The organism is Intestinimonas sp. MSJ-38 (assembly GCF_018917925.1).
Taxonomy (GTDB): Bacteria; Bacillota; Clostridia; order Oscillospirales; family Butyricicoccaceae; genus Pseudobutyricicoccus.
Genome location: NZ_JAHLPO010000017.1, coordinates 42,702 through 56,493 on the forward strand (window position 1 = coordinate 42,702; position 13,792 = coordinate 56,493).

13 protein-coding genes and 3 tRNA genes are annotated in these 13,792 nt (G+C 54.2%); 13 read left to right on the forward strand and 3 right to left on the reverse strand.

Features of this window, described 5'->3' with window-relative positions; all coding sequences use genetic code 11:
• Nucleotides 1-7: 7 nt before the first annotated feature.
• From KQI26_RS10945 to KQI26_RS10960, 4 genes are all read left to right on the forward strand, one after another.
• Complete coding sequence (locus tag KQI26_RS10945) at nt 8-424, forward strand: Rrf2 family transcriptional regulator (protein WP_118748209.1); 417 nt, start codon at nt 8-10, stop codon at nt 422-424.
• Nucleotides 425-499: 75 nt separating this feature from the next.
• Nucleotides 500-904 carry a MerR family transcriptional regulator gene (locus KQI26_RS10950; protein WP_118748210.1) on the forward strand — a complete coding sequence of 135 codons (405 nt, stop codon included), beginning with the start codon at nt 500-502 and terminating at the stop codon, nt 902-904.
• A 422-nt stretch (nt 905-1,326) separates the two neighbouring features.
• Nucleotides 1,327-2,859, forward strand: a complete 1,533-nt coding sequence (locus KQI26_RS10955; RefSeq protein WP_118748211.1) for an ABC transporter substrate-binding protein — start codon at nt 1,327-1,329, stop codon at nt 2,857-2,859.
• Nucleotides 2,860-3,012: 153 nt separating this feature from the next.
• Nucleotides 3,013-3,555, forward strand: a complete 543-nt coding sequence (locus KQI26_RS10960; protein WP_216504438.1) for a MarR family winged helix-turn-helix transcriptional regulator — start codon at nt 3,013-3,015, stop codon at nt 3,553-3,555.
• Between the two features lie 127 nt (nt 3,556-3,682).
• On the opposite strand, the gene KQI26_RS10965 is transcribed toward KQI26_RS10960, so the two are convergent.
• Complete coding sequence (locus KQI26_RS10965; RefSeq protein ID WP_216504439.1) at nt 3,683-3,994, reverse strand: DUF1540 domain-containing protein; 312 nt, start codon at nt 3,992-3,994, stop codon at nt 3,683-3,685.
• 374 nt (nt 3,995-4,368) lie between these two features.
• On the opposite strand from KQI26_RS10965, the gene KQI26_RS10970 reads away from it, so the two are divergent.
• From KQI26_RS10970 to KQI26_RS10980, 3 genes are read left to right on the forward strand one after another with little or no spacing between them, the layout of a single operon-like run.
• Nucleotides 4,369-4,641, forward strand: a complete 273-nt coding sequence (locus KQI26_RS10970) for a MarR family transcriptional regulator (protein ID WP_216504440.1) — start codon at nt 4,369-4,371, stop codon at nt 4,639-4,641.
• A gap of 37 nt (nt 4,642-4,678) precedes the next feature.
• The gene (locus tag KQI26_RS10975) at nt 4,679-5,521 is read left to right on the forward strand and encodes a DegV family protein (protein WP_216504441.1); all 843 of its coding nucleotides are present in this window, start codon (nt 4,679-4,681) and stop codon (nt 5,519-5,521) included.
• 29 nt (nt 5,522-5,550) lie between these two features.
• Nucleotides 5,551-7,380 carry a M20/M25/M40 family metallo-hydrolase gene (locus tag KQI26_RS10980; RefSeq protein ID WP_216504442.1) on the forward strand — a complete coding sequence of 610 codons (1,830 nt, stop codon included), beginning with the start codon at nt 5,551-5,553 and terminating at the stop codon, nt 7,378-7,380.
• 123 nt (nt 7,381-7,503) lie between these two features.
• On the opposite strand, the gene KQI26_RS10985 is transcribed toward KQI26_RS10980, so the two are convergent.
• Nucleotides 7,504-8,949, reverse strand: coding sequence for a copper amine oxidase N-terminal domain-containing protein (locus KQI26_RS10985; protein ID WP_216504443.1), 1,446 nt, complete (start codon nt 8,947-8,949; stop codon nt 7,504-7,506).
• 246 nt (nt 8,950-9,195) lie between these two features.
• Here KQI26_RS10985 and prmA point away from each other — a divergent pair, with 246 nt between their 5' ends.
• The 6 genes from prmA to KQI26_RS11015 all read left to right on the forward strand — a co-directional run bounded on the left by prmA (nt 9,196) and on the right by KQI26_RS11015 (nt 12,226).
• A complete protein-coding gene (gene prmA / locus KQI26_RS10990; RefSeq protein WP_216504444.1) occupies nt 9,196-10,170 on the forward strand; it encodes a 50S ribosomal protein L11 methyltransferase in 975 nt (324 codons plus the stop codon).
• 122 nt (nt 10,171-10,292) lie between these two features.
• The gene (locus tag KQI26_RS10995; RefSeq protein ID WP_216504445.1) at nt 10,293-11,039 is read left to right on the forward strand and encodes a 16S rRNA (uracil(1498)-N(3))-methyltransferase; all 747 of its coding nucleotides are present in this window, start codon (nt 10,293-10,295) and stop codon (nt 11,037-11,039) included.
• A gap of 4 nt (nt 11,040-11,043) precedes the next feature.
• Nucleotides 11,044-11,838 (forward strand): hypothetical protein, encoded by a 795-nt coding sequence (locus KQI26_RS11000; RefSeq protein WP_216504446.1) that lies wholly within the window; start codon nt 11,044-11,046, stop codon nt 11,836-11,838.
• Between the two features lie 149 nt (nt 11,839-11,987).
• Nucleotides 11,988-12,064 (forward strand) — tRNA-Met (locus KQI26_RS11005).
• A 5-nt stretch (nt 12,065-12,069) separates the two neighbouring features.
• Nucleotides 12,070-12,144, forward strand: a tRNA-Glu gene (locus KQI26_RS11010).
• Nucleotides 12,145-12,149: 5 nt separating this feature from the next.
• Nucleotides 12,150-12,226, forward strand: a tRNA-Val gene (locus tag KQI26_RS11015).
• A gap of 47 nt (nt 12,227-12,273) precedes the next feature.
• Here the strand turns inward: KQI26_RS11015 and KQI26_RS11020 are convergent.
• Nucleotides 12,274-13,758 carry an oligosaccharide flippase family protein gene (locus tag KQI26_RS11020; RefSeq protein WP_216504447.1) on the reverse strand — a complete coding sequence of 495 codons (1,485 nt, stop codon included), beginning with the start codon at nt 13,756-13,758 and terminating at the stop codon, nt 12,274-12,276.
• Nucleotides 13,759-13,792 lie beyond the last annotated feature (34 nt).

Consider the following 13,792-nt stretch of genomic DNA (forward strand, 5'->3'; position numbering starts at 1 on the left):
AGGAAAGATGACAGGGGAATACACCATTGCCGTTCATGCATTGATTTATTTGAATCATATGGGCACCATGCTGTCCAGCGAAAAGATGGCCTCCAACATTTGCACCAATCCGGCTCGGGTGCGGAAGGTGCTGGCCAAGCTGAAACGGGCCGGGCTGGTGGAGACGAGGGAGGGAAGCGAAGGAGGCTATCGCTTTCAGAAGGACCCCCACCAGGTGACACTGCGTCAAGTGGCCGAGGCGGTGGAAACCACCTTTGTGGAATGCTCCTGGCATTCCGGCGGGGAAGACATCAAATGTCAGGTGGCTTCGGGAATGGCCGGAGTGATGGACGATATTTGCAGCCAGCTCAATGGGATTTGCCTGGATCGCCTGGAGCAGGTGACCATTGCTCAGATCGAAGAAAGGCTGTTCCACAATCAATAAGCCGGAGCGGTCCGCTTGACCTGGAGTAAGCTCCAGGGAGTACAATGGGAAAAAGACAAGCCGGGAGGGAAAGGCATGACCATTGGAGAAGCGGCGCAGAAATATGATTTGTCGGTGGATACGCTGCGCTATTACGAACGCATTGGTTTGATTCCGCCGGTGCCTCGCACCCAAAGTGGACTTCGGGATTATGATGAAGAGTCTTGCAGCTGGGTGGAGTTTATCAAATGCATGCGCAACGCCGGTGTAGCCGTAGAGGCCCTGATCGAGTATGTGGCGCTGTTTCGTCAGGGAGAGAGCACCAGGGAGCAGCGGAAGCAGCTTCTCATGGAACAGCGCCAGAGGCTGTGCAGCCGCATTCATGAGATGGAACAGACTTTGCAGCGGCTGGATGCCAAAATAGAAAACTATGAAAAGTGGGTCATTCCTGCTGAGCGGCGCTTATTTCCCTCCCAGGAATCGGAAAAGGATATGAAGTAAAAGGATGCGCAGCTGCGCATCCTTTTTTATTCACGCTTGAATAAAAATGTTATTAAAGAATTTCGTAAATATTGAAAATGTGCAAATGAACTTTGAAAAACTGGAGAAAATGACTCTGAAAAACAAAAGATAACATGATAGATTTGTGAAAAATGTTTAAATGAAGTTTTGCCTGCGAGGAAATGGAACCCTACAAAATTGTGCAAATTCTCTATTTTGAAAAGGTAAAGTGCGCAAAATATACAAAAACGAAAAGAGGAACGGAGACGAAAAACAGGAATTTATTGTTTCTTAATTTTTGACAGCAATCAAGCAGAAGGCTATAATAAAAGCCAGTCAATGGAAGACAAAATCCGGAGACGAACCCCAAGCTGTCACCTGTGTTTTGCGGGTGAAACGATGAAAATGAGGTGAAAGGTATTATGAAGAAGAAAAGAATACTCAGCTTCCTGCTGGCCACAGTGATGGCCTCTGGCCTGTTGGCTGGCTGCTCCAGTGACGAGGGCAAAAAGGGCAGCGGTAAAGAAGAAGGCGGCAAGAAAGACAGCATTGTCATTGCCACCATGGGCGAGACTCCCTCTTTGTCTCCCACGGAGCACAATGCGGTGGCTGGCTCTTATATGAATCTGCTCACCTACAACACCCTGTTCAAAACCAGTATGACCTTGGAACCGGTTCCCGATCTGGTGGATTCCTATGAAAATGTGGACGAGAGCACCTGGCACTTCAAGATCAAGGAAGGCGTCAAATTCCACAACGGCGATACCATGACCATTGACGATGTGGTAGCTTCCCTCCAGTGGGCTCAGGGTTTTGCCGAAGTCAGTCTGTACAATAAGAACTTCGTCTCCATCTCCAAGGTGGACGATCAGACTCTTGAAATCAAGACCGACGGCCCCGATGCCATGGTTCTGAGCAACCTGAGCCATCATGGCAACGCCATCGTTCCCAAGAAGCTGATCGACGAAGGCCATGACTTTAATGCAGATCCCATCGGCACCGGCCCCTATAAGCTTGTCAAGTGGAACCGGGGCGACAGCCTGGAGTTCGAAGCTTTTGAAGATTACTTTGAAGGCGCTCCTTCCATTAAGAACATGACCTGGAAGATCATCCCCGAAGGCTCTTCCCGCACCATCGCTCTGGAAGCCGGCGAAATCGACTTCATCATTGAAGTGGAAGCCATGGATGCCGATCGTTTGAAGGGCAATGATGATCTGACAGTTATCGATTACAACGCCACCAACCTGACTTGGCTGATGTTGAACAACGAGACCCCCGGCCTGGATAACCAGGATGTGCGTCACGCCATCAACACCGCCATCGACAAAGAAAGCGTTGTTACCGTGGCCTACAATGGTATGGCTACTCCGGCTCTCTCCCAGATGCCCATGAACTTTGAGGGCGCTACCGAAGAGAACGCCGATACCTATGATGCAGAGAAGGCTAAGGAATGGCTGGAGAAGTCCGGTGTGGATCCCGCCTCCATCAAGTTCTCCATCATCTGCTCTGACGACACCAAGAAGCGGGCCGGTGAAGTGATTCAGGCCAACCTGAAGGAAATCGGCATCAACTGCGAAATCGAGAGCATGGACCTGGCCACTTATCTGTCGGCCACAGCCGAAGGCAATTACACAGCGGCTATCGGCGGTTATTCTTCTGACAGCCTGCTGGGCTATGTGGTAGGTGTGTATCATAGCTCCTCCATCAATGCTTCCAACAAGACCCGTCTGAACAATCCGGAAGTGGATGCTCTCATCGACAAGGCGAAGGTTACCGTGGATGCGGCTGAGAGAAAGCCCATCATGGAAGAACTGTCCGCTCTGCTCAATGAGATCTGCTCTCAGGCCCCCATCTATCAGCCCATCTCCATGAGAGCTTTTGATGCTCGCCTGCAGGGTGTGGAAATCACCGACGGCGGCACAATCTTCTGGCAGAATGTTTCTTGGGGCGAATAAACCTTTGAATTGAGAAGCAATTCCAATCAACAACGAAAAAGCCGGGGCGAAAACCCCGGCTTTTTTCTGAGCAGAACAGTTTTCAGATTTCATTGACATTTTCTTGACAAATCACCATGCCTGGGGTAGGATGGTAGCGAGAGGGGCGGAACCATGCAGGAAGAAGAAAAAAAGTCATTGGATCTGTCTGAATATGGGAGGACAGATCTGATTTTCGATTTTGTCTCCACCTATTATGAAAGGACCAATATTTCCCGGGATTATGGTACGGGGGAGAGCTACTCCATGACAGAGGTGCATATGCTCACCCGCATTGCCGATCATCCGGGAATCACGGTCACCGAGTTGTCCCAGCGGGGAAACCGGACAAAAAGCGCCATTTCCCAGGTGGTCAAGCGCTTGGAAGAAAAAGGCTTGGTGGAAAAACGCAAAGCGGCGGACAATGGAAGCCGCACATTGCTGTATGCCACTCCCAGAGGCCAGCAGCTCAGCGATTGCCACAAAACTTATGATGTGGAACACGGCGCGGCCTTTGACGCTATGCTGGCGGCGGAAAAGGGAGAACAAGCTGTGGAACAGTTTTATGAAGTGCTGGCTTGTATGTATGGTTATCTGCGGAAGAAGCGGGAAAACAGCATGCGGGAAAAATGCGGCCGGGAATCTTCTTTGGAAGAGGAGTCTGGCCGGGAAGAATAAGAAGCAGGCACAAAGCGGCGCCGGAAGACCGGCGCCGCTTTTTTTCACAATGCTCATTTAGTCTTTTAGAAGAGAAAAGATGTGGGAAAAGCAGAAGAAGGATCGTTTCGGAACGGGGGAGAAAGACTTATTTCTGGCGGAAGGTGGCGCATTCGGTCTGCTGCTGGCCCGGGCCGCTGCGTACGGTGACCTGAGCGGCGGTGCAGCTGCCGCCTGTATTATAGGTGCAGTTCTGAGCCGCACAGGAAATCTGACAGTTGGGGTGGGGTGTGCCCTGGGAAGGGCCGTTTTGCATGGCGCTGCTTTTGGGCTGGAAAGAAGCGCAGCAGGTGTCGGCACACTGGCTGGCCTGGGTGCCGCTTACTTCGATGCCCTGGAGGCAGCAGCAGCCCTGGGCATTGTTGGCGCAGGAACTGACGCCGCATTGCAGATTTGTCATATCAATCGTCTTCCTTTCTGCGGCCGGGCTTGCCGCTGACCGGCGTTTCGGACCGCAGTGATAGTTTTTCCGAAAAAAGAAGAACCTATTCATAAATTTATCTGTTTTCAGTTGACGGGCTTTTTACGGCATGGTACACTTCGGTCTGTTTGAATATCAAATAAAACAATCGACAAGGACAACGAAAGGGGCGGAAAGATGGCGGGATATTTGGAAAATTTCAATGAGTTTTTGGTGGGGCTTTTCAATGAAATTTTGAAAATTGAAGAAAATGCCTTGTGCTCTGGAGAGGCCCAGGAGATCTCTGTGAGGGATATGCATATTATCGAGGCCATCTGCGCCGGTAAAATATGCGGGAGAGGTGGACAACAGCCGTGGCCCAAAGGTTGGGTGTGACCACTGGAACATTGACAGTGGCCATCAACAGCCTGGAGAAAAAGGGATATGTGGAGCGTCAGCAGGACCCCACCGATCGGCGGATGGTTTTGCTCTCTTTGACGGACAAAGCTCTGCGGGCTCAGCAGATCCATGAAAATTTCCACCGGGATTTGGTGGAAAAAATTGCCGGCGTCCTGTCTCCGGAGGAGATGGCCGTTTTGATGCGGGCTTTGGGAGCGGTACAGGACTATCTGCGTTCGTATCAATAAACAGGCTTTGACTTGTGGAAAAGAGAGGGGAATTTTTATGTCTGTACGCATTTTCACCGATAGCACCAGCGATTTATCCCAGCAGCAGGCCCGGCAGTTGGGAGTGGAAGTCATTCCGCTCACCGTCCGCTTTGGGGAGGAAGAGTTTGTGGACGGCGTCACCATGACCCCGGCGGAGTTTTATAACAAGCTGGAAGAAAGCCAGCAGCTGCCCCAGACGGCTCAGATCAACCCGGATGTGTTCGAAAAGGTTTTCGGTGCGGCCCGGGAGCAGGGAGATACCCTGGTGGGGATTTTCCTTTCTTCCGACCTGAGCGGAACTTTCCAGTCGGCCCGGGTGGCCCAGCAGATGCTGGGAGAAGAGGGGATCGTTCTGGTGGACAGCCGCACGGTTACCTTTGGTCTGGGGCTGCTGGTGCGGGAAGCCGCGGCCATGCGGGATGAGGGGAAAAGCGCCCAGGAGATCGGAGCAGCGCTGGAGGAGCTGCGCCACAAGGTGCGTCTGTATGCCGCTGTGGATACATTGAAGTATCTCCGCTTGGGAGGCAGACTTTCCGGCGCAGCCGCGGCTCTGGGCGGACTGCTCAATATCAAGCCGCTGATCTCTGTGCAGGAGGGAAAAGTGGAGTCTGTGGCAAAGGTACGGGGGCTGGGACCGGCTCTGGACTGGATCGTTTCCCGGATAGAAGCAGAAGGACTGGACCCGGAGCACATGGTGATGTTTGGCCACACCGCCGCACCGGAACTGTGTGGAAAGTTTGCCCAGAAGGTGCTGGAAAAATTGCCGGTGGCCCAGTATGATTGGGCAGAGATCGGCAGCACTGTGGGCACCCATGCAGGGCCGGGAGCCGTAGGTGCTGCTTTCATCAAAAAGGGATAGAAAAAGAACGAAAAGATCGGGAGAAGAATATGGATTTGAATGCCTCTTTGAAGGTCAAAACCATGAAAAAAGGGCAGATCCGGAAGGTGTATCGGGGATGGCTGCGATGGGATTTTCCACCGGCTGAGCGGCGGCCTCTTCGTCGGGTGCTGAAATTTGTCTCTCAGGGAAAATACGAATGTTTGGGGCTTTGGCGGGGAGAAGAGCAGGTGGGGTATGCCTTCCTGGCTTTGGATGGCCGGGGCGGTGCGTTGCTGGATTATTATGCCATGGATCCCACCTGTCGGGGAAAAGGTTATGGCAGCGCCTTTTTTCCGCTGATCGCCCGCCGGTATCCCGCCGGAATACTGGCGGAAGTGGAAAGCCCGGAAAAAGCCTCTTGCCAAGAAGAGGAACTTCTGCGCCGCCGTCGGGTGGAATTTTACCAGCGGCTGGGGATGGAGGATACCGGCCTTCGCTGTCTGCTTTATGGGATTTCCTATGAAATCCTGTGGCAGCCGGGGCGTTGGAGGCCGGAGGAGCTTCTCCGCCATTTGGATGGATTTTACCGGCAGCTGATGACGCCGCTGATGTACCGGGAAAATCTGCGGTATGAGACACCGGAAAACGGTGATTTGCTTTACATTTTTCCTTTGGGGGAGTATCATGGGAGGCAGCGGGGCCGAGGCCCTTTTGTGAAAAAGAAAAAGGAGTGGAGAAATATGGCCAGAGGCATTGTAGGGGCGGAGGATTGCGCCGCTCTGCTGGAAAAATTGGTGACCACCAACACCTGCCAGCCGGAGGGAAACGAGGAAAAGTTGGGGCAGATGATCGCCGATCTGTTTCCCGATACGGTAGAAAAGCGGTGGATCGATCATGGCCATGGCCGGGCCAGCCTGGCGCTGCATATTCCCGGTGAAAGTCCGGAAGGTGGCCTTGCCTTTATGGGGCATATGGATACGGTGTCCTGCGGCGATCCTGCTCTGTGGAAATGCGATCCTCTCAGCGCCCAGCGGGAAGGGGATATGATCTATGGCCGGGGCACCGCCGATATGAAGGGCGGACTGGTGTCCATGATTGAGGCCGCATTGGCTCTGCTGAAGAAAGGGCAGCCTCTCAAGCGGGATCTGTGGCTGTGTTTTACCGCAGACGAGGAAGCCCATGGTACAGGGGCCCTGGCTTTTTCCGAGAACGGCTGGCTGAAGGATGTCAGTGCGCTGGTGGTGGCCGAGCCTTCGGCAGAAAATATCGGTCTGTGTGAAAAAGGCGCTTTGTGGCTGCGGTTTTCTGCTGTAGGTGCTTTGGCCCACGGTTCCCGTCCGGAGATCGGTATCAATGGCGTGGAAAAGCTGATGGAGCTGGAACGCCGGTTCCGTGCCATGGTGCCGGTGGATGAAGCACATCCCAGCTTGAACCATACCACCATGGCGGTCACTCGGCTGGAAGGGGGCATCATGACCAATGTGATCCCGGCCAATGCAGTAATGGAGCTGGACATCCGTACACTGCCCAGCCTGTCTCACGATGCCCTTCTGGAAAAAGCCCAGGGACTGTGCCAGGAAATGATGGAGGCCTGCCCTGGTCTGCGCCTGGAGATGGAAGTGCTCAACAACCGCCCGGCTGTGGAAGTGGCCGAAGAGCATCAGTTTGTGAGTCTGGTGAAAGACTGCTGCAAGGAAGCCGGAATCGAGCCGGTGTGCAAGGGTCTGTATTTTTACACCGACGCTTCCCAGGTAGTGCCTGCTTTGGGCTGTCCCTTCGTGATCTTTGGGCCGGGAGAAGATACCATGGCTCATCAAATCGATGAACGCATTGACATTCATTCTATGGCCCGGGTGGGCGATGCCTATTATGCTGCAATGGAGAAGATTTGCCTGTAATGGGCCGATAAGAAAGAAAAAAGACGGACGAAGAAAATTCTTCGTCCGTCTTTTGTTATTTGCTGCATCCGCTGGGGAAACAGCATAGGAAAATGCCCTTTTTTCGATTTTCAGAAGGGGTATTTAGGCGGCGGGAACTTCTGCGGTGAGAAGTTCGGGGATCTGGCCGCCCAGCATCTCCGTCAGGTCATACACAGTGGAACCGGCCGCAGGCTCGGTGAGCAGAGTGCCGGTGAGTTCACTGTAATCCATGGACAGGTCCATCTTCATTTCCAGAGGCTCGCCGGTAAAGGCATCGCCGGACAGAGAGAAGGACAGTGTGGAATTCTTGGCGTTTTCCGCCATCTTCATGGAAATTTCCATGCCTTCTGCGGCAGCGGTCAGATCCATTGTCATGGCAGAGATCTTGCCGTTGGTCTCAGTGAGGGTCATCTTGAGGCCCACACTCTGGCCATTCTGGGAGAAATCAAAGTTGGAAGTGTACACATTGCCATTCTTGGTGAAGGCCTTGTCGCCCAGGATGCTTTCGCAGGTGCTCAGCATGGTGACCACCTGAGTGTAGGCGTCGGGGGCATCCTTGACCATGTTGGCCGCCATCATCAGAGCGTCCACAATGGACATCTCCTGGCTCTGAGTCATCAGAGTGGCAAAGTCCACATCTGTGCCCAGGATCTGCTGACAGATCTCATTGAGAGACAGGGAATACCAGGCGTCGGCCTGGAAAGAGGGCTCCAGCTGAGCCAGAACGGGCATGTTCAGATAGATCATGCCGGTCTTCATGTTGATGATGTAGTTGATTTCCACATTCTTCAGAGCAGCCATGAGCTGGACAGCCTGCTGGTATTCTTCCGCTGTCATGGAGGATTCGTCCAGCAGCTTGGTCAGATCCAGGGACAGATTGGCCTTCATGTTGGCCGCATCTTCATTCATGCCGCCGGTGACGGTACCGGTGATGGAAATAGGATAGGTGGTGCCGGTGTCTGTGACAGACAGCTCCATGTTCAGCTTGCCGGAGAAAGACATCTCCTTGGGCATTGCTTCCTGCATTTCCTTGGAAGCACGCTCCATCAGCTGGAACTTATCCTGGTAAGCGGCCTTGAGAGCATCCACATCGATGACATTGACCGTCTTGGTTTCCTGATCCCAGCCTACCATGCAGCCCAGAGCCTGAGCGGCAAAGCGAACGGGAACCATGGTGCGGTCGGTGTTGGGGTCGATGTAAGGAGCGGCGTCGGTGGCCACTGTCTGGGTCTCACCGTTTTCCGTGACGGTCACCTGGGTTGTGCCCAGAACAAAAGAAACCTGGGTATCGTCCCGCCGAGCGGTGACAGTGTGGGTGGCGCCGTCAAAGGCCACCTTGGCGCCCAGGGCTTCGAACACGGTCCGATAAGGCACATAGGTCCGGTCATCCTTCAGTTGAGGAGTGGCATCGGTAAAGGTGAGAGCTTTGCCGTCTACCAGCACAGTGACCTGTACATCGGAAGCGGCGGGGGCGGCCACAGCAGCGATGGAAAAGACCATAACCAAAGCCATGACCAAAGCCAAAGACTTTTTCAGCATACGATTCATATCATTTCCTCCTTTTTGATGAAAATGAGCCTTTCCCTATGGGCACAGTATAATACAATAAAGGAAAAACCGCAAGGGATTTGGAGGGGAGAGGGAGTTTTCTTTTTGGCCGGAGCGTGGTATAATCGAAGGGTGAAAAAGAGAGAAAAATGGAAAAAGCAAGAAAATATTCCAAAAAGGAAACAAAATGCCCATTTTCTCCGTCTAATAAATTTGGAGTCAAAAAAGAAAGATAGGAAGAAGCATATGGATTACACAGAAGTTTCCATTGAGACCACTCGCCCCGGGGCCGAAGAGCTGACGGCCGTGCTGGAGGATGTGGCGCAGGGATTTGTCATCGACGATCCCCAGGATGTGCAGGATCTGCTGGATGCCCCTTCTCCCCGTTGGGATTATATCGACGAGCGGCTGGTGGCCCGGAAGAGCGATCAGACAGGGGTCACGCTGCGCTTCTATCTGGAGGACAGCGAAGACGGGCAGCTTTCTTTAGCCGAGGCCCGTCAGCGGGTGGAGCAGCTGAAAAGCCAGGGAGAAGAAGCCTTGGGCAGCCTTTCCATGACTGTGCGTCCTGTGCGCAGCGAAGATTGGGAAAACAACTGGAAACAATATTATAAGCCCTTTGTGGTAGGGCCTCGGCTGCTGGTGCGGCCCTCCTGGGAGGAAGCCCAGCCGGAAGAAGGGCAGAAGGTGCTGGTGATGGACCCGGCCAGCAGCTTTGGCACTGGAAGCCATGCCACTACCCGCCTGTGCCTGGAAGAGCTGGAGGGAATGGATCTGGAAGGGCGGATGCTGCTGGATGCCGGTTGCGGCAGCGGTATTCTGGCCATTGCCGCGCTGTTGCTGGGGGCCCGGGAGGGGCTGGTCTGTGATGTGGAAGAAAATGCCATTCGCACCACCTTGGAGAACATGGAGAAAAACGGCTTGGAGAAAGAGCGCTGCACTTTGCTGCAAGGGGATTTTCTTCAGGATGAGGCCATGTACCGGCAGCTGGCGGAGCACCGCTATGGGATCATCACGGCCAACATCGTATCCGATGTGCTCATCGCCATGGCGCCCCACCTGTGCCGCTGGCTGGAGGAAGAGGGCGACCTTCTGCTTTCCGGCATCATTGATGAGCGGGGAGACGAAGTGCTGGAGGCTTACGAAAAAAAGGGAATGTTGGTAAAAAACCGCAAAAGCCGGGAGGGCTGGACGATACTCCACCTGGGGAAAAAGGTGTGAACAAGGTGAAAATTTTTCCTTCTTTCAGTGAGGGAAAAGCTTTGTCACTGGACAAGTTGGAAAGTTTTTGATAAAATAATAGATACTGCTTCTAACAAAGATAAGAGAAGAGGAGGGCCGCCGTGCGTTTTTTTATCAACCGTCAGGATATCAGCGGTGACACGGTGCAGCTTTCTTCCGAGGACAGCGCCCATATCAGCCGTGTGCTTCGCCGTCGGGAAGGGGACAGTCTGTCCCTCTGCGATGGAGAGGGCATGGATTATGAGGCCTGTATTCTGGAAGCGTCTCCCCAGGGAGTGAAGGCCCGCATCACAGACCGCTTTCCCAACCGCACAGAGCCTCGTGTTCAGGTGACGCTGTATGCCGGTTTGTCCAAGGGAGAACGGTTTGATCTGCTGATCCAAAAGGCCGTGGAGCTGGGGGTCTTTCGCATCGTGCCGGTGCTGTCCCGCTATTGCGTGGTCAAGCTGCCGGAAAAGGAGCGGGAGAAAAAACTGGCCCGGATGAATAAAATTGCCCTGGAAGCCAGCAAGCAGTCCCTGCGGGGCCGTGTGGTGCAGGTAGGGCCGGTGATGGATTTTGCCCAGGCGGTGGAGGAGATGGCCCAAAGCCCCTGTCCATTGCTTTTGTACGAAAAGGAGAATAAGCGATCCCTGTCCCGGCTGCTGGAGGACAATAAGCAGCTTTCCGCCTTCGCCGTGCTCACCGGTCCCGAGGGCGGCTTCGGCCAGGAGGAAGCGGCCTTGGCCATGGAAAAAGGGCTTTCTTCTGTGTCCGTCGGGCCTCGGATCCTTCGGTGTGAGACGGCGCCTTTGGCCGCTTTGTGCGCCATCATGTACCAAACGGGAAATTTCGATATCGGAGAGTGAGATCTTGAAAAAGACAGAGAATAAGACGCGGCGTACGGCCGCCCAGGAGAGCGATTATGTGACCAACCGGGTGCTGACGGTTTTTGCCGGAGGTATCCTGCTTTTGATCTTTGCTACCTATCTGAAAAATGGTTTGAGCTATGCCTCTTCCTTTACCACCGCGCTGGGGGTGGCCCAGGGCAGCATCTGGGCGGGATTGGTTCTGGCCCTGGCCGGTCTGGTCCTCACAGGACGGCAGCTGGCCAAAGGCGCCTATAAAAGCACCACCCTGTTCAACGGCAACGGCCTTTTGATGCTGGGTTTGCTTTTGTCCCTGTGCGGTTATCTGATGGTGGATTTCGGGCCGCAGCAGGCTTTGCGGGCTCTCTATGTCATCATTCCTGTTTGGGCAATCCTTTATTTGATCTATAGTGTATATCCCCGGGAGTTCTTTACCATTGCCACAGCCATGACCCTTCAGGCCGCTTTCCTGTGGCTGGTGGCCAAGAGTGCTGTCAGCAACAGCTTTTCCAGCACCACCGGTGTTTTCCTGGCGCTGGGACTGGTGGTATGCGCCGCGCTGGAAGGACTTTACCTTGCGACCCGGTCCAATCAGGGCCGGCTGAAATGGGGCAAGGTGTCTATCACCGTCTTTAACCATGACACCAAGCATGCCCTTGTGGCCACTGTGGCCGTGGTGGGGGCTGTGCTGCTTCTGGCGGCCTTTTTCCTGGGTGGCAGTGTGGGCTACTATGCCATGTATGCCGTGGCCGCTGTACTGTTTCTGATGGCAGTTTATTACACGGCGCGGATGATGTAATCTCCGCGCCAATCTCCCAAAAATGACCAGAAAAAACTTTTTTGAAAAAATTTCGAAAAAGGGGTTGACTTTTCGGGGAGATGGCCATATAATATATCTTGCTCGCCACGCTTCACAGCTTTACAGCGAACGGCAGCGAGTGAAGAAATGGCGGCATAGCTCAGCTGGCTAGAGCATTCGGTTCATACCCGAACGGTCGTAGGTTCAAGTCCCACTGCCGCTACCATTTTCGGCCCGTTGGTCAAGAGGTTAAGACACCGCCCTTTCACGGCGGTAACGCGAGTTCGATTCTCGCACGGGTCACCATCCATGGAGGCATAGCTCAGCTGGTTAGAGCGTTCGCCTCACACGCGAGAGGTCGTTGGTTCGAGCCCAACTGTCTCCACCATGGAAAAAACACCGCATCCTTTGGATGCGGTGTTTTTTTATTTTTTTTTATATCCGCAGGTCTTCCCTGGTCAGGTGCCCGGTGAGAAAAAGGAGAAAAATATAAAAAAGTCCGGTGAACAGAATGGCCGGAATAAAAGAGGCGGGAATCAGCAGGCGTATGGTGAAGCAGGAGCAGGCCATGCAGAGGGCCGGGCCCAGAATCCATTTTTTCCACTGGAGAGAAAACCCGGCGGTGTCCTGCAGACAGTGGATACTCAAAGTGCCGTTGAAGATCTCGCTGAAAAACAAACACAGCAGATAGCCATAGATTCCGGTGGAGGGGAGCAAAAGGGCCAGCAGACCCAGGGAAAGCAGTGCCTCGGCGATGTTGATCCGGGCCAGGTGGCTTTGTTTGTCCATGGCCTTGAGCATGGCGTCCACAATGTCGTCCAGATACATGATCATTACAATAGGGCTGAGGATGCGGAGAAAGTGGGCCACCTGAGGGTCCTGGTAAATGGCCAGACTGATGTCCTGGGCATAAAACAGCAGGATACCGCAGACGCCGATGGAAAAAAGCAAGGACAGGCGGAAGATCCGGGTGACGATATAGCGGATATGGCCCCGGCGGCCCTGAATGTGCTCTTCGGCCAGTTCCGGAATGAGCAGGGCGCTGAAGGAAGCCAAAAGGGCAGAGGGGAACTGGAGAATGGGCATGGCCATGCCTCGGATCAGTCCATACTGGGCCAGTGCTGTTTGGCAGGACAGACCGTAGCGCTCCAGCCCCAGGGGCACCATCACCTGTTTGGCGGTGTTGATGGCCGAGCGTACCAGGGAGCTGAGGCCCACCGGCAGACAGATAGAAAGAATCTGATGCAGAGTAGGGCCGTTGGCTGGAGCAGAACCGATGAGATGGCGTCTGTCCAGACGATAGAGTATAAGAAGGCAAAAAAAGGAGCAAACTTCCGATAAAGCTCCGCCGATGACCAGGGCCAGGCAGGCCGGTTCCAACCCCTGGGGCGCTATCCAGGTGAAAAGGGCCACAGTGATGCCCATGTGGCTCAGCTGCTCCAGTACCTGGGCCGCGGCGCCTTTGGCCACCCGGCGCACAGCGGTGAAATACCCGCTGTAAGCGGCGGCCCCGGCCATAAAGGGAAGGCTCAAGGCCAAAAGACGCAGAGGCAGGGGAGAGATCTTCCCGTGGAACCAGGCGTTGGTGATAGGCTCTGCGCCCAAAAAGAGCAGACAGGCGGCCAGTAGGCTCCCTACGAGGCTGTAAAGAAAACAGCGGAATACGGCCCGGCGGGCTCCCTGGGCGGAGGAGCGGGTCAGCTGCTCGGTGACCAGGCGAGTGGTGGCCAGACTCACCCCGGCCAGCGACAGGGTGACACCGAAGGAATAGATGGACAGCAGGAGCTGATAGATGCCCATCCCTTCCGCACCGATCTTGTTGGAGATGTATACCGAAAATCCCATGCCCAGAGTGCGCAGGAACAGGGATGTGGCGGTGAGAATCAAGGTGTTGAGCAAAAATTTTCGAGCCTTTTTCATGGGGGATGACCCCCTCCTTCCCCGTGGTCTGTCT